This is a genomic window from Mycoplana sp. BE70 (assembly GCF_031455855.1).
GTDB lineage: Bacteria > Pseudomonadota > Alphaproteobacteria > Rhizobiales > Rhizobiaceae > Mycoplana.
Genome location: NZ_JAVDTM010000007.1, coordinates 138385 through 157264, shown reverse-complemented (window position 1 = coordinate 157264; position 18880 = coordinate 138385). Strand labels below are relative to the sequence as shown.

Sequence of the window (18880 nt, the reverse complement as noted above, 5' to 3'; positions counted from 1 at the left end):
GAAGGTGCCGGCAGGCGGATGAGGGGCAAACGCCATGTCGGAGGGCCAAGCGTGTGACGCATCCCTACCCCTCCCACCGCCCCTCCGCCTTCATCGCCTCGATCTCCCTGATCGCCCGCTCCCGTTGCCGTTCGCGGCGGATGATCTCGGAAACGGCAGCATCGTCGGCCTTGTCGGCGTAGCGGAACTCGCTGTCGGCGTAGCGGTTGATCTCCTGTAGCACCATCTCGATCGTGATCGGCCCGCGCAGCGCCTCGATCATCTGTTTCTTGTCGTCATAGGACTTGTGCATGAACGCCTCCGGGGTGGCGAACCACTCGTCCGGCAGGTCCACGTCCATCGCCCGCATCTTGACGGCATCGGTGATGTTCTTGATCGCCCGGCCGGTAAAGCGCGGCTCGGCCTCCTTGATCATGTGGAGGTAGGAGCCGACATCCGCGAGCGTCCCAAGCTTGCCATGGGTCTTCTCGTAACGCTCCCAGACGGCGCGCAGACCATCCTCCTGCGGCAACGAATGCTGCCCGTAGGACGTGGAGACCGCGCGCTTGATCTCCTGGCCGGCCAGAAGCGCGTGCTCGCCAAGCGGGATCGCGTGGTTCTTGCCGACAAGGATCGCGAAGATGTCGATATAGTCATCGCGCGACTGCGGACCGTCGACCAGCCAGCGGGCACCGGCGCGCTGACGCAGCGCATCGTCGACGTTTTCCGGATAGTTGGAGAACATCCCGAAGGTGCAGTTGCCGCGCACCACCGTCGAGGCGCCGGCGAAGCTCTCCATCAAGACCGCCGTCACCTCATGCTGGCCCGCCGAGGCGCGGTCGTCGGAGCGCCTGGCCGCGACCTGGTCGACGTCGTCGATCGTGCCGAAGCCGATCGCCTTCGGATTGACGACATTGTTGACGAATTCCTTGCAGTTCTGGCCGGATTTGCCCTGGTAGGAGGAGATCTGGTCGACGCCAAAATTCTCGTAGTGGAGCGGGTAGCCGGCGATGCGGCAATACTCGTCCAGCAGGCCCGCGAGCATCTGGATCAGCATGGTCTTGCCGGTGCCCGGCATGCCGTCGCCGATGAAGGTGAAGAGGAAGCCGCCAAGCTCGACGAACGGGTTCATCTGCCGCTCAAAATCGTAGGCCATCAGCATCTTGGCGAGCCGCATCGCCTGGTACTTGGCGATGTGGTTGCCGACGATCTCGGTCGGCTTCTTGAAGCTCATCGTGAGCGGTTTGCGCTTCTGCCCCGGCGCCACATCGAAGCCGTTGATGGTGAAATCGTCCTGCTCGATGCGGATGTGCGCGCTCTCGAAGGTCGAAAGGCCCGTGAAGCGCGCCTTGCGGCCGATCAGCCCTTCCAGCGCCACGCGGGCAAAGGCCCGGGCACGCGCGATCAGCGCGGTCTCGTCCGGGGCCCCGGCGATGGCCCGATCCAGCCCGGCAACAAGGCTCTTCACTGCATCCTGTGCGGTCTCGAACAGGTAGTCCGGCTCGTCGGTATCCTCCGCTGGCTCCCCCTCGCCCGGCAGGGTCGCACCGAGATAGGCGGCGAAAGTGAAGGCGGCGACGTAGGCCGCGGCCGAAAGCAGCGCCTTGAAGCGGGTCGCCTCCTCGCCGGCAAGTGGCGCCGTCGCGTTCCGCGCCTGCAACTGTTCCAGGTCCGTTTGCCGTGCGAAGACGTCGGCGACGGCGAGCGCGATCTCGACACCCCTATGGCAGCGGTAGAGAAGCTGGTGCTGCGCCGGCGACAGCATCGGATCGTTCGGCCTGACCGAGGCAATGGACTTGGCCAGCTCCACCTCGCGCGTACGCCGCACGCCACCGGTCGAAACGGTGGAGACGTATCGCCGGCCGGTGCCCGCAAGCGCAGTGCCGCTCGGCCCGCCGTCGGCCTCTAGGATGACGAGCCGCGTCACCATGCCCTGCGCCACCGCCTGGTGCTTTGCAATGTCGCTTTCGGGGATCATCGTCAGGCCGGTGTTCAGGCTCATGCATCAAACCTCGCTGATCACCTGGTTTGCGGATATCACATGCACCTTGTAGTCGCCGAAGATCGCCTCCGCCTCGCCGGCGGCATAGAGCGCCTGATAGGCGTCGTGCGGAACGAGTGCGTGCTTCTCGTACGCGCTGACGCCCATGCGTGTGGCCTCGAGGTTGTTGGTGTCGATGTAGAATTCCTCCTGCGCCGGCGTTGAGCTCCAGAAGCCCCGGCTGGCCGGGCGCTCGGCCTGTGAGAACACCTCCTGGATCGTCCAGGTCAGGATCCAGGCGTTCTCGACCTTGCGGACCTTGGACAGGATCTCACGCACCTTGTCGTTGTTCTCGGTGATGTCGGCGGAATAGAAGGGGCCGAGCACGAAGCGGCGAAGCTGCTTGGGATGCAGCATCTCGAAATCCCGGTCGAGATTGGTCGCGATGGTCACCGGCGACAGCGAATAGGCGCTGTTCTTCAGCGCGAAATCATCGAAGCGGCTGGCCAGTTCGGGATTGAGGAGACCGCCGACCGGCAGGTCGATGCGGACATCCGGATTGAGCTTGCCGTCAGGCGTGACCAGCATCTCGACAATCTTCTCCGACGAGTCCTCCACCGTCGCCATGTAGACCATCGGCAGCGTGCTCGCTCCATCAAAGGCGGCCCAGGTGACGACGTAGTAGGGCCGCATCGTCTTCGGATTGACGGCGACACGGACCGTCTCCGGCAGGATGAAGGGCGAAAAAATCTCGCCCTTGCCGATCTGCTGCAGGTACATGCGCTCGGCCATCCGCGCCTGCAGTTCGGTCGGAAACGCCTTGTTGCGCAGGATGAAATCAGCCATTTCCCCGCGCAGCACATCCGCGTTGGGGATCTCGGACAGGCGCCTGTCGGCGTTTCTGCGGTCGTTCTCGAGCTCCAGGACGTTCTGGTAGACCGGAAAGCCGCTCTCGGCGCGTGAGATGCGGAACTGGTCGACGAAGCCGATCCGGTTTTCCCAACAGGCGAAGGAGGCCTTGAGGCGTTCGAGGTAGGGCATGATCGCTTCGCCGATCACGCCATGCTGGTAGAGCGGCGAATTGCGGTCAGCGAGAAATATCTCCAGCCCGCCGAGCGCTGCGCGGATCGAGGCGAAGTACTGCTCGACGGCGCTGTCGGCGGCGGCTTTCATGGACACCCCTCGTCCGCCCGCGGGCACAGTCTTCCCGTGAACACGGAGACGGGACGAACCGCAACGCGTCGGTCCCCTCTCCCCGCCTGCGAGGAGAGGGCCTGGGTGAGGGGCAAAACTCTGCCGAACGAGCGGGTCACGGCGGCACCGTCACGCCTTCACGTAATTCGATGCATTGTGCTTATCCATGACCTCCTGGAAGCGCCTTGCGAAGGCATCGTCGGCGAGCTTCTTGCGGCGCTGGATGTCCTGGGTGGCGAGCATGTTCTTCTCGTGCATCTCGAGAAGATCGCCGATGTGTTTCTGGGCCGCAGCACCGATCCCGGCCATGGTTTCCTCCGCCGCCGTATCGACCTTGCTGCCGAGCGTGTTGATCCGGTGGGCGACGTCCTGCTGGGCCGCCGTCTTCAACGAATCCTCCAATGCCTTGTAGAGCACGATGCGCTGTTCGGTATCGATGGTCAGCTTGTTGATCAGCGTGTTCTGCGCGGCGATCTGGTTGTTGAGCGAATCCACGAAGGTCTGGAACATCGAGGTATAGCGCTCGAGCGTCTGGCTTTCGGCCAACAGTTCCTGCTCCTTCGCCTGCTTCTCGTTGTATTCGGTGGCGAGCTTCGAGCGCTCGCCCTCCAGTTGCGCGCGCGTCTTTTGATCGGTTGAGGCGGCGATGCGGTTTTCGACGTCCAGCAATTGCGGATTCAGTTCCTCGATCCGTTTCTGCGTCGTCTCCAGGTTCGCCATCGTCTGCTTGCGCCGCTCTATCACCTGGACAAGGCTCGCCTCGGAGGTCTTGTAGCGGCTGTCGAGAATGGATTTCTGCTCCTTGAGGATGCCGACGATCGTGTCGGACTTGGCGAGCAGTTCCTGCAGGTTGCCGGCAAGCGACATGTTACGCACCCGGTCAGTGCGCATGCGCTGCATCTTCTGCTTGGAGAAGATGCCGATGAACTTCTCGTAGCCCGTATAGCTCTTCATGCTCTCGAACTCGGCGCCGAAGACATTGGTGGCGTCCTCGAGCCCGATGATCAGGTCGGCGATGTTGGCTTCCATCACCTTCTGCTGGGCGAGCACGTCCTGGATGCGGGCGTTCTCGATGTCGAAATTGACATCGCCGAGCTTGGTATCTGCCTTGGCGAACTGGTCCAGCGCGACGCTGGTCTGCTCCATCTTGCCGCGCACTTGGTCAACGACCGCGCGGGTCGTTGCGATCTCGGCGTCGAAATTCTGCAGTGTGGCCATGCCTGCTCCCCTTTTCGTGGCAAACAAATGTCGCCATTCGCCGCGCGACCGGCTGGTGGTCGCGGGCAGACATGATGTGGGAAGCCCGACGGAGCGTGCAAGCCCCGGTAGCCATGTATTTTTCCGTTGCGGGCAGGTGTCGTCGCCGGCGGCGCCTGGCCCGATACGAGACGGTTAATTCGCCGCCGCGGGATCCTTGAGGAAGGCCAGAAGGTCTTCGATATCCTGCGGCTTCTTCAGACCGACGAACACCATCGAGGTTCCCTTCACCGTCGTCCGCGGCGCGGCGAGAAATTCGGAAAGGGCCGCTTCGTCCCAGACCTTGTCCTTGCCAAACTCCTGCATGGCCTTGGAGTATTTGAACCCGTCCACCGAAGCCACCGACCGACCGACCACACCGCCCAGGGACGGGCCGACCCGGTTGGCCGGATCGATGGTGTGACAGGCAACACACTTCTTGAAAACCGTTTTGCCGGCTGTTGCGTCCCCGTCCGCTTGCGCAGCGGATGCAGTCGCGAGGAGGAGGATAGCGGTGGAAGCTAAAGTGATTTTCACGTTGTTTCCTTTCGGTTCAAATATCACCAATTAAACCGCGATCTGGACAGCAGGCCATGCGGCAAGGCGTCGTGTAGTCGGGGTAAGCTAAGTATACCCCCGAAAAATGACAGCCCATTATGCGATGGAATACAGAAAATAACCTAACAATTTCAAGTATCAAAAAGATTGCGCGGCACATTAATCGCCGCGCATCGTGTCTTCCCAGTGTCGCCGGCAGTAGGACACGTATTTCTCGTTCCCGCCCACCTCGACCTGCGCGCCCTGCTTGACTGGCTGGCCCTTGCCATCGAGGCGTACCACCATCGTCGCCTTGCGCCCGCAGTGACAGATGGTGCGCACCTCGCGCAGTTCGTCGGCGAGCGCAAGCAGTGTGTAGGAGCCGGGAAAGAGCCTTCCCTGAAAATCCGTGCGAAGACCGTAAGCCATGACGGGGATGCCGAGACGATCGGCGATACGGGCAAGCTGCCACACCTGGTCCTCGGTCAGGAACTGGGCCTCGTCCACAAACACGCAGGCGACCGCGCCCGTGCCGTCGCCGCTCAGGCCCTCGACCATGGCATAGAGATCGTCGTCGCCATCGAAGGCGATGGCATCCGACTTCAGGCCGATGCGTGACGATATGCGCCCCTTGCCGGCGCGGTCATCCAGGGCGGCGATGAAAATCGCCGTTCGCATGCCACGCTCCTGATAGTTGTACGACGCCTGCAGCAGCATCGTCGACTTTCCGGCGTTCATTGTCGCATAATGGAAGTATAGCTTGGCCATGATGGTCTCCAGCCTCGTTCTGGCCCGGACGAGACCGGATTTCCAGTGGCCACCTGACAAAAATCACAGAATTCCACACGCGCCGTTCACAGCGACATTCTTGCGCGCGATTGCGAACCGGCGTGAAATAATCTAGGCCCCTGGCACCGATTCAAACATCGTAAAGTGCTTGAACAATGACGTTTTTGATGCTTGGCTTGAACATCAGAACAAAGATATGGGGAGCAGGAAACATGAAATCGAACTCAACTTTTAGGATGTCCGCCCTCGCGGCCGTCTCGCTCTTTGCCCTCGGCCTGTCCGGCGCGATGGCGGCAGAACCCGAAAGCTGCGGCAAGGTCCGCTTCTCCGACGTGGGCTGGACGGACATCACCGCGACCACCGCCACCACATCTGCAGTTCTAAAGGGCCTCGGCTACGAGACCGAAACGACCGTACTGTCGGTTCCGGTGACCTATGCCTCGCTGGCAAACAACGACATCGACGTCTTCCTCGGCAACTGGATGCCGACCATGGAAAACGATATCAAGTCGTTCCGCGACGCCGGTACGGTCGAGACGGTGCGCGAGAACCTCGAAGGCGCGAAGTATACGCTGGCCACCAACGCCAAGGGCGCCGAACTCGGCATCAAGGACTTCAAGGACATCGCTGCCCACAAGGACGCGCTCGAGGGCAAGATCTATGGCATCGAGCCGGGCAATGACGGCAACCGCCTGATCATCGACATGGTCGACAAGGGCAGCTTCGACCTGAAGGGCTTCGAGGTTGTCGAGTCCTCCGAGCAGGGCATGCTTGCCGAGGTCGCCCGCGCCGAGCAAGACGGCAAGCCGATCGTCTTCCTCGGTTGGGAACCGCATCCGATGAACGCCAATTTCAAGCTCACCTATCTCGCCGGCGGCGACGACGTCTTCGGCCCCAACTATGGCGGCGCCACGGTTCTCACCAACGTTCGCAAGGGCTACACGACCGAATGCCCGAACGTCGGGCAATTTCTGAAGAACCTCACGTTCTCGCTGCAGATGGAAAACGAGATCATGGGCAAGATCCTCAACGACGGACAGGCGCCCGATACCGCCGCGACCGAATGGCTCAAGGCCAATCCGTCGGTGATCGAACCATGGCTGGCTGGCGTGACGGCAAAGGACGGCAGCGATGGTCTTGCGGCCGTCAAGGCGTCGCTGGGCCTCTGACCGCTCGGATCAGGGGCGGCAGGATAACCTTCCGCCCCGTCCGATTCCGACATTTCAGCGTGCATCAGGAAGGCATGCTGTCGCTCGATAGCCTTATGAGCATCTATCTGCCGCGCCATTTCTGGCGACCGCCCGGCGAAGCGCATCGGCGCACGGCAAAGATGTCAACACCCTTGGAAGGTGGTGTGATCCCGTGGACTGGCTGACAAACATCAAACTGCCCATCGGCCCGTGGGCGAAGACGGCGGTCAACTGGTTGACCACCAACGGCAAGGGCCTCTTCGACATGTTGAAGGTGGTGCTGCAGAGCGGCATCGACGCCATCCTTTATCTGTTGCAGGGGCCGTTTACGAGCGACGCGGGCAAATTCACCTATGCGCTGGCGCTGATCACGCTGATCACCGCGCTCTGCTGGTATCTCCGCCGGTCTTTCGGCGTGGCGCTGTTCACCTTCCTTGGCCTGCTTCTGATCGTCAACCAGGGCTACTGGAAGGAAACCACCGAGACGCTCGCACTCGTCCTGGCGGCGACCAGCGTCAGCATGTGTGTCGGCGTCCCGCTCGGCATCGCTGCCGCTCGCCGGCCCTGGTTCTATACGCTGTTGCGTCCGGTGCTCGATCTGATGCAGACGATCCCGACCTTCGTGTACCTGATCCCCGCCCTTATCCTGTTTGGCCTCGGCATGGTTCCGGGCCTGATCGCGACGGTGATCTTTGCCATTCCCGCGCCGATCCGCCTGACGCGGCTCGGCATTATCTCGACACCGCCCTCCTTGGTCGAGGCGGCGCAGGCCTTCGGCGCCACACCGAGACAGGTCCTTCGCAAGGTCGAACTCCCCTTTGCCACGCCGCAGATCATGGCCGGCCTGACACAGACGATCATGCTGTCGCTGTCGATGGTGGTCATTGCCGCGCTCGTCGGCGCCAGGGGGCTCGGCGTGCCGGTCGTTCGCGCCCTGAACTCCGTAAACATCTCGATGGGCTTCGAGGCAGGGTTGTGCATCGTCATCCTCGCCATCATCCTCGACCGCCTTTTCCGCACCTCCGATGAAGGAGAAGGCAAATGAGCGAGGCTGTCGTTTTCCGCAATGTGGACATTGTCTTCGGGGAGAAGCCGGAGCGCGCCATCGCCATGGTCGATGCGGGCAAGAGCCGCGACGAGATTGGCAAGGAGACCGGCCTCGTGGTCGGTGTCGCCGGCGCCTCGCTCACGATCAACGAGGGCGAGATCCTGGTGTTGATGGGACTGTCCGGCTCGGGCAAGTCGACGCTCTTGCGCGCCGTCAACGGACTGGCCCCGGTCGTTCGCGGCGAGGTGCAGGTCAAGACCTCGGGCAGCGCGCTCAATCCCTACGACTGCTCGCCGAAGTCGCTGCGCGCCTTTCGCATGCACACGGTGTCCATGGTGTTCCAGCAGTTCGCGTTGCTGCCGTGGCGCACGGTGGCCGAGAATGTGGGCTTCGGGCTCGAACTGGCCGGCATGCCGGATGCCGAGCGCAAGGCCCGCGTCGAGGAACAGCTGCATCTCGTCAACCTGACCCAATGGGCGGGCCGCAAGGTCAACGAGCTATCCGGTGGCATGCAACAGCGCGTCGGGCTGGCGCGCGCCTTTGCCACCGGCGCACCGATCCTCTTGATGGACGAACCGTTTTCCGCGCTGGATCCCCTGATCCGCACGCGCCTGCAGGACGAACTGCTCGAGTTCCAGCGACGGCTGAAGAAGACGATCATCTTCGTCAGCCACGATCTCGACGAGGCCTTCCGCATCGGCAACCGCATCGCCATCATGGAGGGCGGCCGTATCATCCAGTGCGGCACGCCACAGGACATTGTGAAGAAACCGGCGAATCAGTATGTGGCGGATTTCGTGCAGAACATGAACCCGATCAACATGCTGACAGCCCGCGATGTTATGCAGGAGGGGCTGAGCGGACCGGCCATCGGTGTGACCGCCACGGCCGCACCCGGCACCCCGCTGGTTGACGTTCTCGACGCCATGGCGCGGCAGCCCGGGAATATCGGCGTGGTCGAGAATGGTGCGGTCGTCGGCATGATCAACGCCCAGAATGTGGTGGAAAGCCTGACCCGGCACCGCCGTCGCGAGTGACCTGAGCGCCGCCCATCTGTGAGGCCCCCGCCTCGAAGAACGGCTTGACTTTCGAGGCCGTTCGCCGTTTCCAGATGGAAACGACAGTCATTCGAGGAATTGCCATGACGGGAGAACCGAAGGACGCACCGAAGGTATTGCGTGATACGGACGACGATGCCCGCAGGCTCGCCCGGGTGTTGCTGCGCGCGTCGCGCAGCGCTGCTCTGGCCGTCCTCGAGCCGGACACGGGCGTTCCGTACTCCAGCCGGGTTCTGACCGGTTTGGACATCGACGGCGCGCCGGTCATCCTGGTCTCGGCGCTTTCCGTCCACACCCAGGCGCTGCGCCGCGATCCGCGCGCATCGCTGCTTGCCGGTGAGCCGGGAAAGGGCGATCCCCTCGCCCATCCGCGACTGACCGTCATCACGCAGGCCAGCGAAGTCGATCGCGGCAGCGACCAGCATGCACGGCTGCGCGACCGCTTCGTCCGCCGCCATCCCAAGGCCAAGCTTTACGTCGATTTTCCCGACTTCACCTTTTTCAAACTCGTACCGCTTCGCGCCAACCTGAACGGAGGCTTCGGCAAGGCCTACGTGCTGACGGCGGACGATTTGCTGATTCGCTCTCCCGTCCGCGAAGCGCTGGCACAGCACGAGGCGGGCGCCATCGAGCACATGAACACCGACCACGCCGAGGCCGCCGGCCTCTACGCGCGCTTCTACTGTGGAGCGAGGGACGGAAACTGGTCCATATCCGGCATTGATGCCGCCGGCATCGATCTTTCATCGGGGGACCGGCTCGAAAGGCTTGAATTTGCAACAGAACTTTCAGATGCGAGGGATCTTCGCACTGTGCTCGCCGACCTTTTGGTACGGGCCAGATCGGCGGAAACCTGATGCATCGCGCGTAATTCGACGACCTACCCCCATTTCTGACCACTTGATGTGTGCAATTTTGTTTATATGCTAACAGTCATACAGTACGGAACCGCACATATTTGAAGTGATTGCGCCGACGGAGTGATGAATGGACCCTTTTACTGAAGACGAGCAGGCCGAGGCCGAAGTGGCAACGAACTTTCTTTCCGCAATGGCCAACCCGAAACGGCTGCTCATCCTGAAAGTGCTGGTCCGTGGCGAAATCGCAGTCGGCGCACTGGCCCAGAGGGTGGGCCTCAGCCAGTCGGCGCTGTCGCAGCATCTGTCAAAACTCCGGGCGCAGAACCTCGTTTCGACCCGGCGTGACGCGCAGACGATCTATTATTCCAGCAAGTCGGATGCCGTCCTGACGATCTTGGACGCGATCGACACCATTTACGGCGACGCTCAACCGCAAGAGAGCAGGCAACGACGTTACGCCTGAATGAGCTCGGCCCTTTCGAGGCGCCCGACGGAGACCTCCGCCGGGCGCCTTCTTCTTTTGTCCGACGCGTGTTGGGCGGCTTGACGGTGCCGGTTGCTTCGATACTTTGACCAGCAGGTAAAAAAATGCCTCGCACCGGGAATGGCCCCGTTCGCAACCCAAGGTCCACAACCCAAGGCCACGGAGACCGACATGTCCAACCGCCTCAATACTCCTAACGACCTGCGCGCCTTCTGGATGCCGTTCACCGCGAACCGGCAGTTCAAGAAGGAGCCGCGGCTTTTCGTCAGTGCCAAGGACATGTACTACCAGACCCATGATGGGCGGCAGGTGCTGGACGGAACGGCGGGGCTGTGGTGCGTCAACGCCGGCCACTGCCGGCCGAAGATCACCGAGGCAATCCGCGAGCAGGCCGGCGAACTGGACTATGCACCCGCTTTCCAGCTTGGCCACCCCAAGGCCTTCGAGCTCGCCAACCGGCTGATCGACATCGCGCCGGAAGGCATGAGCCACGTGCTCTACACCAATTCCGGTTCCGAGTCGGTCGATACCGCGCTGAAGGTTGCGCTCGCCTACCACCGCATCAAGGGCAATGGCTCGCGCTTCCGCCTGATCGGCCGTGAGCGCGGCTATCACGGCGTCAACTTCGGCGGCATCTCCGTCGGCGGCATCGTCGCCAACCGCAAGATGTTCGGCACGCTTCTGACCGGCGTCGACCACATGCCGCACACCCACATGCCGGAGAAGAACGCATTCACCCGCGGCGAGCCCGAGCATGGCGGCGACATCGCCTCGGAACTGCAGCGCATCATCACCCTGCACGACGCCTCGACCATCGCCGCCGTCATCGTCGAGCCGGTCGCCGGCTCCACCGGCGTGCTGATCCCGCCGAAGGGCTACCTGCAGAAGCTGCGCGAGATCTGCACGCAGCACGGCATCCTGCTCATCTTCGACGAAGTGATCACCGGCTTCGGCCGCCTTGGCGCACCGTTTGCCGCCCAGTATTTCGACGTCAAGCCGGACATCATCACCACCGCCAAGGGCCTGACCAATGGTGTGATCCCGATGGGCGCCGTCTTCGTGACCTCCGAGATCCACGACGCCTTCATGACCGGCCCGGAACACCTCATCGAGTTCTTCCACGGCTACACCTATTCCGGCAACCCGATTGCCTGCGCCGCCGCCCTCGGCACGCTCGACACCTACAGGGAAGAGGGCCTGCTCACACGCGCCGCCGAACTCGCCTCGTACTGGGAGGATGGGCTACACTCGCTGAAGGACTGCCCGAACGTCATCGACGTTCGAAACGTCGGCCTGATCGGTGCGGTGGAACTTGCGCCAATCGCCGGTGAGCCGACCAAGCGCGCCTTCTCCGCTTTCTTGAAGGCCTACGAGAAGGGCCTGCTGATCCGCACCACCGGCGACATTATCGCGCTGTCGCCACCGCTGATCATCGAAAAGCACGAAATTGACGAGTTGTTCGGCAAGCTCAGGGACGTGCTGAAGGACAATATCTGAGGCAGTGCCTGCAGGCGGGAAAGCTCCGGTGGCGACCTGCGGGGCAGCCAAACCCGACAACGAGAACCAAAGAGGCGGCCGCGGGTCGCCTCACTGGACAAATTACTATCGTCGCGAATAGCTTTCCTTCCATCACCCCTCGATCCGGCATGACGGAGTCGTTGGGTACCGCTCGTAGAAAGCGTCGCGCTTGCGAAAACCGCGCTCTTTCATTCGCCATCATCCCATTTCCTTCCCCTTGCGTCACCGCACCGCTAAAGTTGGGGCTTCAGCACAGAATCGGAGCCCGCCATGCAAGATCTCGAACGCCTCATCGACCAGGGCACCGGCCGCGAACCTGCTGACATCGTCCTGAAGGGCGGACGGTTCTTCGATCTCGTCACCGGCGAACTCGTGGCCTCCGACATCGCCATCTGCGGCGAGCGCATCGTTGGCACCTGCGAGGGCTACGAGGGGCACGAGGAGATCGATATTTCCGGGCGCATCGTCGTGCCCGGCTTCATCGACACGCACCTGCACATCGAGTCTTCGCTCGTCACCCCGCACGAGTTCGACCGCTGCGTGCTGCCGCTCGGCGTGACGACGGCGATCTGCGATCCGCACGAAATCGCCAACGTGCTGGGTGCCGAAGGCATCCAGTTCTTCCTCGATTCCGCCGAGCAGACGATCATGGACGTGCGCGTACAGCTTTCGAGCTGCGTGCCGGCGACGCATCTGGAGACCTCCGGCGCCGACTTGCCCGTCGAAAAACTCCTGCCATTCCGCGACCATCCGAAGGTTATCGGGCTTGCCGAGTTCATGAATTTTCCCGGCGTGATCCACAAGGATCCCGTCTGCATGGCCAAGTTGGAGGCCTTCCAGGGTGGGCATATCGACGGTCATGCGCCGCTTTTGTCCGGTCGCGACCTCAACGGCTATCTCGCCACCGGCATCCGCACTGACCACGAATGCACGAGCGCCGACGAAGCCCTGGAAAAGATCCGCAAGGGCATGCACATCCTGATCCGCGAGGGCTCGGTGTCGAAGGATCTGCTCGCGCTGTCGCCGCTTTTCACCGAGCGGTTGTCGCCGTTCATCGCGCTTTGCACCGACGACCGCAATCCGCTCGACATCGCCGAGCAGGGCCATCTCGACCACATGATCCGCACCGCGATCGCCCATGGCCGGGCACCGCTCGCCGTCTATCGCGCCGCCTCGATCTCTGCCGCCAAGGCTTTTGGCCTGCGGGATCGCGGGCTGGTGGCGCCGGGCTGGCGCGCCGATCTCGTCGTGATCGACACGCTGGAGGACTGCCGCGCAGAAATGGTACTTGCCGGCGGACGCCGGGTCACGGACGCGCTCTTTGCAAGCCGCAGGCCCATCGCACCGGTCGGCCTCGACAGCGTCAAGGCGCGCCCCGTGAAAGCCGCGCACTTCGCCGTCCCCGTCAGCGAGGGCGAAACGCCGGTGATCGGCGTGATGCCCGGCAAGATCATCACTGAGCATCGGCGCTACCGGCTGCCGGCGAAGGGCAACGAGACGGTGGTGGACCTCGGCCGCGACGTCATCAAGGTCGCCGTGATCGAGCGGCACGGCAAGAACGGCAACCACGCCAACGGTTTCGTTCAGGGTTTCGGGCTCAAGAAGGGGGCGATCGCCTCCACCGTCGGCCACGACAGCCACAACATCTGCGTGGTCGGCGTCGATGAGGACGACATGGCGCTGGCCGCAAACCGCCTCGGCGAGATCCAGGGCGGCTTCGTCGTCGTCGAGGGTGGCAAGGTCACCGGCGAGATCGCGCTGCCGGTCGCAGGTCTGATGAGTCTCGAGCCCTACGAGGCGGTGCGCGACACGCTGCACCACCTGCGACAGGCCGCCGTCGCGCTGGGCGCCACGCTGGAAGAACCCTTCCTCCAACTCGCCTTCCTGCCGCTGCCGGTCATTCCGCATCTGAAAATATCGGATCGCGGCATGGTGGACGTGGACCGGTTCGCGCTGATGGGGTGAGAGCCATCTTGGCAAGTCACGAACGACGGCATATCTAGAAGATGGAGGTTTGCCGAATGTCCAAGCTTGAGCAGATCGAACGAAGCGTGGCCGAACTCGACGCAAAGGAGTTCGAGGCCTTTACCCTGTGGTTCGAGAAACTGCAGGCTGAACGCTGGGATCAGCAGTTCGAGCGTGACGCGCGCAACAGCGAGGCACTGGACCGTCTTGGAGACGAGGCGTTGAAAGACCACCGCGCCGGACGAACGAGCCGCCTTTGAAGCATCACGCGAGCCCTTCATTCTGGCGCGCGTACAATGCTCTCCCCGCACGTGTCCAAAAACTTGCGGATCAGAACTTCGAGCTTCTAAAAGCCGAACCGAAGCATCCGTCCTTGCATCTGAAGCAAGTCGGCCGTTTTTGGTCCGTACGCGTTAGCCTTTCGTGGCGTGCGCTTGCGGTCAGCGATGGAGCCGACCTGATCTGGTTCTGGATCGGCAGCCATGCAGACTATGACAAACTGGTGAGATAGGCGTTCTGCCTGCTTTCCGGCGGCTCGCTAGCGCTCGGCTGCCTGAGGCTCAATTCATGACAGCCGGCCGCAAAACGCGTCGAGCGGCCCGAGCTTGACTACGCCGTGGTCCAGTGCGGGGGCAAAGCCCGGCAGAGGCACCGCTTCGCAGTCCGCCATACCCTTCGGTAGCGAGAACCCAACAGGCTTGCGCGTCAGGTTGAAGGCGAAGAGCAGCCTTTCTCGGCCATTCTCGCGGGTGAATGCCAGGATGTCCTTGTGCGATTTCACGAAGGTCATGTCGCCGTCGCGCAGGGCGGCGTGCGTTTTGCGGAAGGCGAGCGTCTGGCGATAGTGGCTCAGCACCGAGCCAGCCACCGCTTCTTGGGTGTCGACCGCATGCCGCGCATGCTCTTCGGGTACCGGCAGCCACGGCCGGCCCGCAGAGAACCCCGCATGCGGGGCGCCCGCTTGCCAGGGCATCGGCGTGCGGCATCCGTCGCGTCCCTTGAAGGCGGGCCAGAAGCGGATGCCGTAAGGGTCGCGCAGATCCTCGAAGGCCAGCTCCGCTTCCGGCAAGCCGAGTTCCTCGCCCTGGTAGAGGCAGATCGAGCCGCGCAGTGTCGCAAGCAGCGTGATCGCCAGCTTGGCGACCCGGTCGCGTTCCTGCGGCGCAGCGGTGAAACGGCTGACATGGCGCTCGACGTCATGGTTGGAGAAGGCCCAGCACACCCAGCCGTCCGTTACCGCCTTCTGGAAATTGTCCACGCATCTGCGGATATGCTCCGCGGTGAAGTCCGGCCCGAGCAGGTCGAAGGTGTAGCACATGTGCAGCTTGTCGCCACTGCTCGTATAGTCGGCCACCGTCTTCAGCGAGCGGGCGCCGTCCCCCACTTCGCCGATCGAAGTGCGATCCGGGTATGCGTCGAGCAGCGCCCGCACCCGCCGCAGGAAGGCGATGTTCTCCGGCTGCGTCTTGTCGTGCAGATGCGCTTGCATGCCGTATGGATTGCTCTCCGGCGCGTCGAAGCCGGTGGCCTCCGGGTCCGGCACGTGTGGCGGGTTGTCCCTCAATCGCGCATCGTGAAAATAGTAGTTCACCGTGTCGAGGCGGAAGCCGTCGACGCCGCGATCGAGCCAGAAGCGCATCGCCTCAAGCAACGCCGTTTGAACCTCAGGGTTATGAAAATTGAGGTCCGGCTGCGAGGCGAGGAAATTGTGCATGTAGTATTGCCGACGCACGCCGTCCCACTCCCAGGCAGGCCCGCCGAAGACTGCGAGCCAGTTGTTCGGCGCCGTACCGTCTTTCTTCGGCTCCGCCCAGACGTACCAGTCGGCCTTGGCGTTGTCGCGGCTGGCGCGACTTTCCCTGAACCACGGGTGCTGGTCGGAGGTGTGCGAGATCACCTGGTCGATGACTACCTTCAAGCCGAGGCGGTGTGCTTCGTCCAGCATCGCGTCGAAGTCCGCAAGCGTTCCGAACATGGGATCGACGTCGCAGTAGTCGGAAACATCGTAGCCCATGTCCGCCATTGGCGAGGTGAAGAACGGCGACAGCCAGATCGCGTCCACGCCGAGCGAGGCGATATGCCCCAGTCGCTCCTTCACGCCTTTGAGGTCGCCAACGCCGTCGCCGGTCGTATCCAGGAAGGAGCGTGGATAGACCTGGTAGATCACGGCACCGCGCCACCATTGGGCGGCGACTGTCTGCGAAACGGTCATCGAGAGTTCCCCGGTTGTGGTCGTCAACAATGTGTAGCGGGGACGACCGAACGCGTAAACGGTCGGATGCACCGGACCTGAACGTTGTCGACCCCGCACAGCCCCGCCCGGGCGTCTCTTGCGGTTGACGCGCGACAGAACGGACCCGATGATGCCGGCACACGAATCCATGCACCGGACTGGTGATGCCGCTACCGAGCGGGAGACTTGAAATGCCTGACCATACCGTCGTCCTGACCCTGGCTGAAGTCTCGGTGCTGGCCTCCACGGCGCTCTTGCGAGCCGGCGCAAGCGAGGCGTTGGCGCGCTCGCTTGCGAAGGCGACCGTCGACGCGGAAGCCGCCGGCAAGCCGGCGCTCGGCCTGGCCCACCTGATGGACTACCTCGATGCGCTCGCCTCGGGCCGGATCGACGGCCACGCCGAACCGCTGATCACCTCGCCGATACCGGCACTGGTGAAATGCGATTGTCACGGCGGTGTCGCACAACTCGGTTTCGACCTCGCCTTCGACGAACTGGTCATGAAAGCGAAGACTTTCGGCCTGACCCTCTACGCCTCGCAGAACAGCTTCACCACGGGCGAACTCGGCTGGTATGCGGCCCGGCTCGCCGATGCCGGACTGGTCACGCTGGCAGCGACCAACGGCCCCGCCCTCATCGCCGGCGGTGGCAGCACCAAGCCAGTTTACTGCACCAATCCGCTTGCCTTTGCCGCCCCGCGCGCGAATGGGCCGCCGCTCGTCATCGACCAGTCCTCCAGCGCAACCGCCTACGTCAAGGTCAGGCAGGCGGCCGAAAGCGGGGCGCCAATACCTGAAGGCTGGGCGCTCGATTCGACCGGCCGCCCGACAACCGACGCAAACGAGGCGCTGAAGGGTGCGCTGCTCGCTTTCGGCGGCAGTCGCGGCGCCAACATTGCACTGATGGTGGAGGTCCTCGCGGCGGGACTGACCGGGGCCAACTGGTCACTCGACGCGCCGGATTTCCAGACCGGAAGCGAGAGCCCGCGTGCCGGCCTCTTCGTTCTTGCCATCGCGCCGCAGTTTCTCGCAGCCGATTTTGAAGAACGCCTCGCCGGACAGCTGGAACGCCTTTCCCGGGATTATGGCGTGCACGTTCCGGGTGCCTCCCGCGCCACTGCTCGCTGGCGGGCAGGCGGCACAGGCATCACCGTGCCCCGCGGCATCATCGACAGCATCGCTTCGTTCCGGCGCAACTGAGGAACGGCAAGAATGGCTAGGCGACTGCTTTCGATCGGCGAATGCATGGTGGAACTGATGCAGGCGGACGGCGGGCTGATGCGAAAAAGCTTCGCGGGCGATACCTTCAACACCGCCTACTACGCCCGCCTGTTCCTGCCGACCGACTGGTCGGTCGACTACTTCTCCGCCGTTGGAACCGATACGATCTCCTACGAGATGCTTGCCTTCATGGAGGGACACGGCATCGGCACGGGCGACATCGCCCGCATCGAGGGCCGCGCGCCGGGTCTCTACATGATCCACCTCAACAACGGCGAGCGCAACTTCTCCTATTGGCGGTCGGTCTCCGCTGCAAAGCTCCTTGCGCGCGATCCGCACCGCTTGCGCCATGCGATCGAGGCGGCGGATGTCGTTGTCTTCTCCGGGATCACGCTCGCCATCCTGCCGTTCGAGGATGTCGACACGCTCCTTGCCGAACTGCGCCGGGCCAAGGCGTCGGGCAAGCTCGTCGCCTTTGATCCGAACATCCGCCCGCGGCTTTGGGACAGCGCCGAGCGGATGCGCGCGACGATCAGCGATGGTGCCCGCGCCGCCACGCTCGTCATGCCGAGCTTCGATGACGAGGCCGCCCATTTCGGCGACGCTTCGATCACCGAAACGATCACACGCTACCGGGCACTCGGCGTCGCCGATGTCGTCGTCAAGGACGGCGCAAACGGAGCCACGCTCGCCTTCGGCGAGGCGAAATTCAATGTGCCCTCTGCGACAGTCGAACAGATCATCGATACGACCAGCGCCGGCGACAGCTTCAATGGCGGCTTCCTGGCCCGTTACGTCCTGACCGCTGACGCTGCCTCTTCCGCCAGCTTCGCCGCGGAACTGGCAGCATCCGTCATCCAGCATCACGGCGCGCTCGTGCCCCGGGACAAGCTGCCGGCCTGACAATCGAGGACGCAGCGCGAGCGCTCTGCGCCAACCAGCGGAAACCATGGCCATGGCCTCCTCGTAACGACATCGAACGGCGGCATTCCGGCCCATCACGCCCTTTCGTCAGCCCGCAGCCAGTCCGATGTCGGTGGCCTTTGTCTTTCAGGCTACCGTCAGGAAGGGGCGGCAGAAAGGCTGCGCAAACGTCCTCAACCGAAGGAAAACGCCATGCTTCGTTTCACGCGCATGCTTGCCGTCAATGCAGCCGCAATCGCTCTGGCGCTCTCAGCAACGCCCCTCTTGGCGGCCAACACCATCCACGTCACCGCAACCGGCGAGGGTGGCGGGTCGATGGCCCTCAAGCTTGACCAGACAAGTGTTGCAGCCGGACCTGCGACGTTCGTGGTGCACAACGATGCGATGAGCGAAGAGCACGAGGTGATCCTGGTGAAGCTTCAGTCCAGCGACCAGAAGATCCCGCTTGTCGCCAGCAAGCACCGAGTAGACGAAAAAGACCTTGAGAGCCTCGGCGAGGTCGAGGATCTCAAACCGGGAGCAGACGGCAAGCTCGACACCGATCTAGCGGCGGGTACCTATCTTCTGTTCTGCAACTTGAAAGGACATTACGAGGCAGGAATGGCTGCGAAGCTCACCGTCACGCCGTAACCCGATCCGTCGGTGAATGACGGACGAACCGTTT

General features: G+C 63.0%; 18 protein-coding genes. 12 read left to right on the top strand and 6 right to left on the bottom strand.

Annotation, left to right across the window (positions count from 1 at the left end):
• Window positions 1-64: 64 nt before the first annotated feature.
• From J2Y48_RS14655 to J2Y48_RS14635, 5 genes are all read right to left on the bottom strand, one after another.
• A complete protein-coding gene (locus J2Y48_RS14655) occupies window positions 65-1981 on the bottom strand; it encodes an AAA family ATPase (protein ID WP_310419313.1) in 1917 nt (638 codons plus the stop codon).
• Window positions 1982-1984: 3 nt separating this feature from the next.
• Window positions 1985-3133, bottom strand: coding sequence for a hypothetical protein (locus J2Y48_RS14650; protein ID WP_310419310.1), 1149 nt, complete (start codon window positions 3131-3133; stop codon window positions 1985-1987).
• 150 nt (window positions 3134-3283) lie between these two features.
• A complete protein-coding gene (locus tag J2Y48_RS14645; RefSeq protein WP_310419307.1) occupies window positions 3284-4372 on the bottom strand; it encodes a hypothetical protein in 1089 nt (362 codons plus the stop codon).
• A gap of 174 nt (window positions 4373-4546) precedes the next feature.
• A complete protein-coding gene (locus J2Y48_RS14640; protein WP_310419305.1) occupies window positions 4547-4954 on the bottom strand; it encodes a cytochrome c family protein in 408 nt (135 codons plus the stop codon).
• A gap of 153 nt (window positions 4955-5107) precedes the next feature.
• Complete coding sequence (locus tag J2Y48_RS14635) at window positions 5108-5695, bottom strand: thymidine kinase (RefSeq protein ID WP_310419302.1); 588 nt, start codon at window positions 5693-5695, stop codon at window positions 5108-5110.
• Between the two features lie 257 nt (window positions 5696-5952).
• Here J2Y48_RS14635 and J2Y48_RS14630 point away from each other — a divergent pair, with 257 nt between their 5' ends.
• From J2Y48_RS14630 to J2Y48_RS14590, 9 genes are all read left to right on the top strand, one after another.
• Window positions 5953-6885 (top strand): choline ABC transporter substrate-binding protein, encoded by a 933-nt coding sequence (locus tag J2Y48_RS14630; protein ID WP_310419816.1) that lies wholly within the window; start codon window positions 5953-5955, stop codon window positions 6883-6885.
• Between the two features lie 193 nt (window positions 6886-7078).
• On the top strand, window positions 7079-7951 hold the full coding sequence (gene choW, locus J2Y48_RS14625) for a choline ABC transporter permease subunit (RefSeq protein ID WP_310419299.1): 873 nt from the start codon (window positions 7079-7081) through the stop codon (window positions 7949-7951).
• A complete protein-coding gene (gene choV, locus J2Y48_RS14620; RefSeq protein WP_310419297.1) occupies window positions 7948-8991 on the top strand; it encodes a choline ABC transporter ATP-binding protein in 1044 nt (347 codons plus the stop codon). Before choW ends, choV begins: the two co-directional genes overlap by 4 nt.
• Before the next feature lie 104 nt (window positions 8992-9095).
• Entirely contained in the window at window positions 9096-9869 is a 774-nt protein-coding gene (locus J2Y48_RS14615; protein WP_310419294.1) for a HugZ family protein, read from the top strand.
• A gap of 130 nt (window positions 9870-9999) precedes the next feature.
• On the top strand, window positions 10000-10335 hold the full coding sequence (locus J2Y48_RS14610; RefSeq protein ID WP_310419292.1) for a metalloregulator ArsR/SmtB family transcription factor: 336 nt from the start codon (window positions 10000-10002) through the stop codon (window positions 10333-10335).
• 192 nt (window positions 10336-10527) lie between these two features.
• A complete protein-coding gene (locus J2Y48_RS14605) occupies window positions 10528-11853 on the top strand; it encodes an aspartate aminotransferase family protein (RefSeq protein ID WP_310419289.1) in 1326 nt (441 codons plus the stop codon).
• A gap of 291 nt (window positions 11854-12144) precedes the next feature.
• Window positions 12145-13839 carry an adenine deaminase gene (ade, locus tag J2Y48_RS14600; protein ID WP_310419286.1) on the top strand — a complete coding sequence of 565 codons (1695 nt, stop codon included), beginning with the start codon at window positions 12145-12147 and terminating at the stop codon, window positions 13837-13839.
• A 56-nt stretch (window positions 13840-13895) separates the two neighbouring features.
• Window positions 13896-14099 (top strand): hypothetical protein, encoded by a 204-nt coding sequence (locus J2Y48_RS14595; RefSeq protein WP_310419284.1) that lies wholly within the window; start codon window positions 13896-13898, stop codon window positions 14097-14099.
• Window positions 14096-14350 (top strand): hypothetical protein, encoded by a 255-nt coding sequence (locus tag J2Y48_RS14590; RefSeq protein WP_310419281.1) that lies wholly within the window; start codon window positions 14096-14098, stop codon window positions 14348-14350. The genes J2Y48_RS14595 and J2Y48_RS14590 overlap by 4 nt, the downstream gene beginning before the upstream one ends.
• Window positions 14351-14404: 54 nt before the next feature.
• Here J2Y48_RS14590 and J2Y48_RS14585 read toward each other — a convergent pair whose 3' ends face one another.
• Entirely contained in the window at window positions 14405-16051 is a 1647-nt protein-coding gene (locus tag J2Y48_RS14585; RefSeq protein WP_310419278.1) for an alpha-glucosidase family protein, read from the bottom strand.
• 212 nt (window positions 16052-16263) lie between these two features.
• On the opposite strand from J2Y48_RS14585, the gene J2Y48_RS14580 reads away from it, so the two are divergent.
• The 3 genes from J2Y48_RS14580 (at window position 16264) to J2Y48_RS14570 (ending at window position 18846) form a co-directional block, all read left to right on the top strand.
• Window positions 16264-17271, top strand: a complete 1008-nt coding sequence (locus J2Y48_RS14580; RefSeq protein WP_310419274.1) for an Ldh family oxidoreductase — start codon at window positions 16264-16266, stop codon at window positions 17269-17271.
• Window positions 17272-17283: 12 nt separating this feature from the next.
• Window positions 17284-18195, top strand: a complete 912-nt coding sequence (locus tag J2Y48_RS14575; protein ID WP_310419271.1) for a sugar kinase — start codon at window positions 17284-17286, stop codon at window positions 18193-18195.
• A 213-nt stretch (window positions 18196-18408) separates the two neighbouring features.
• Window positions 18409-18846, top strand: a complete 438-nt coding sequence (locus J2Y48_RS14570) for a plastocyanin/azurin family copper-binding protein (RefSeq protein WP_310419269.1) — start codon at window positions 18409-18411, stop codon at window positions 18844-18846.
• Window positions 18847-18880 lie beyond the last annotated feature (34 nt).

Coding starts and splice junctions, on each gene's coding strand:
- J2Y48_RS14595 (WP_310419284.1), top strand. CDS start 13,896: ATGTCCAAGCTTGAGCAGATCGAACGAAGCGTGGCCGAACTCGACGCA.
- J2Y48_RS14650 (WP_310419310.1), bottom strand. CDS start 3,133: ATGAAAGCCGCCGCCGACAGCGCCGTCGAGCAGTACTTCGCCTCGATC.
- J2Y48_RS14630 (WP_310419816.1), top strand. CDS start 5,953: ATGTCCGCCCTCGCGGCCGTCTCGCTCTTTGCCCTCGGCCTGTCCGGC.
- J2Y48_RS14570 (WP_310419269.1), top strand. CDS start 18,409: ATGCTTCGTTTCACGCGCATGCTTGCCGTCAATGCAGCCGCAATCGCT.
- J2Y48_RS14635 (WP_310419302.1), bottom strand. CDS start 5,695: ATGGCCAAGCTATACTTCCATTATGCGACAATGAACGCCGGAAAGTCG.
- choV (WP_310419297.1), top strand. CDS start 7,948: ATGAGCGAGGCTGTCGTTTTCCGCAATGTGGACATTGTCTTCGGGGAG.
- J2Y48_RS14655 (WP_310419313.1), bottom strand. CDS start 1,981: ATGAGCCTGAACACCGGCCTGACGATGATCCCCGAAAGCGACATTGCA.
- J2Y48_RS14610 (WP_310419292.1), top strand. CDS start 10,000: ATGGACCCTTTTACTGAAGACGAGCAGGCCGAGGCCGAAGTGGCAACG.
- J2Y48_RS14645 (WP_310419307.1), bottom strand. CDS start 4,372: ATGGCCACACTGCAGAATTTCGACGCCGAGATCGCAACGACCCGCGCG.
- J2Y48_RS14575 (WP_310419271.1), top strand. CDS start 17,284: ATGGCTAGGCGACTGCTTTCGATCGGCGAATGCATGGTGGAACTGATG.
- ade (WP_310419286.1), top strand. CDS start 12,145: ATGCAAGATCTCGAACGCCTCATCGACCAGGGCACCGGCCGCGAACCT.
- J2Y48_RS14605 (WP_310419289.1), top strand. CDS start 10,528: ATGTCCAACCGCCTCAATACTCCTAACGACCTGCGCGCCTTCTGGATG.
- J2Y48_RS14615 (WP_310419294.1), top strand. CDS start 9,096: ATGACGGGAGAACCGAAGGACGCACCGAAGGTATTGCGTGATACGGAC.
- J2Y48_RS14580 (WP_310419274.1), top strand. CDS start 16,264: ATGCCTGACCATACCGTCGTCCTGACCCTGGCTGAAGTCTCGGTGCTG.
- J2Y48_RS14585 (WP_310419278.1), bottom strand. CDS start 16,051: ATGACCGTTTCGCAGACAGTCGCCGCCCAATGGTGGCGCGGTGCCGTG.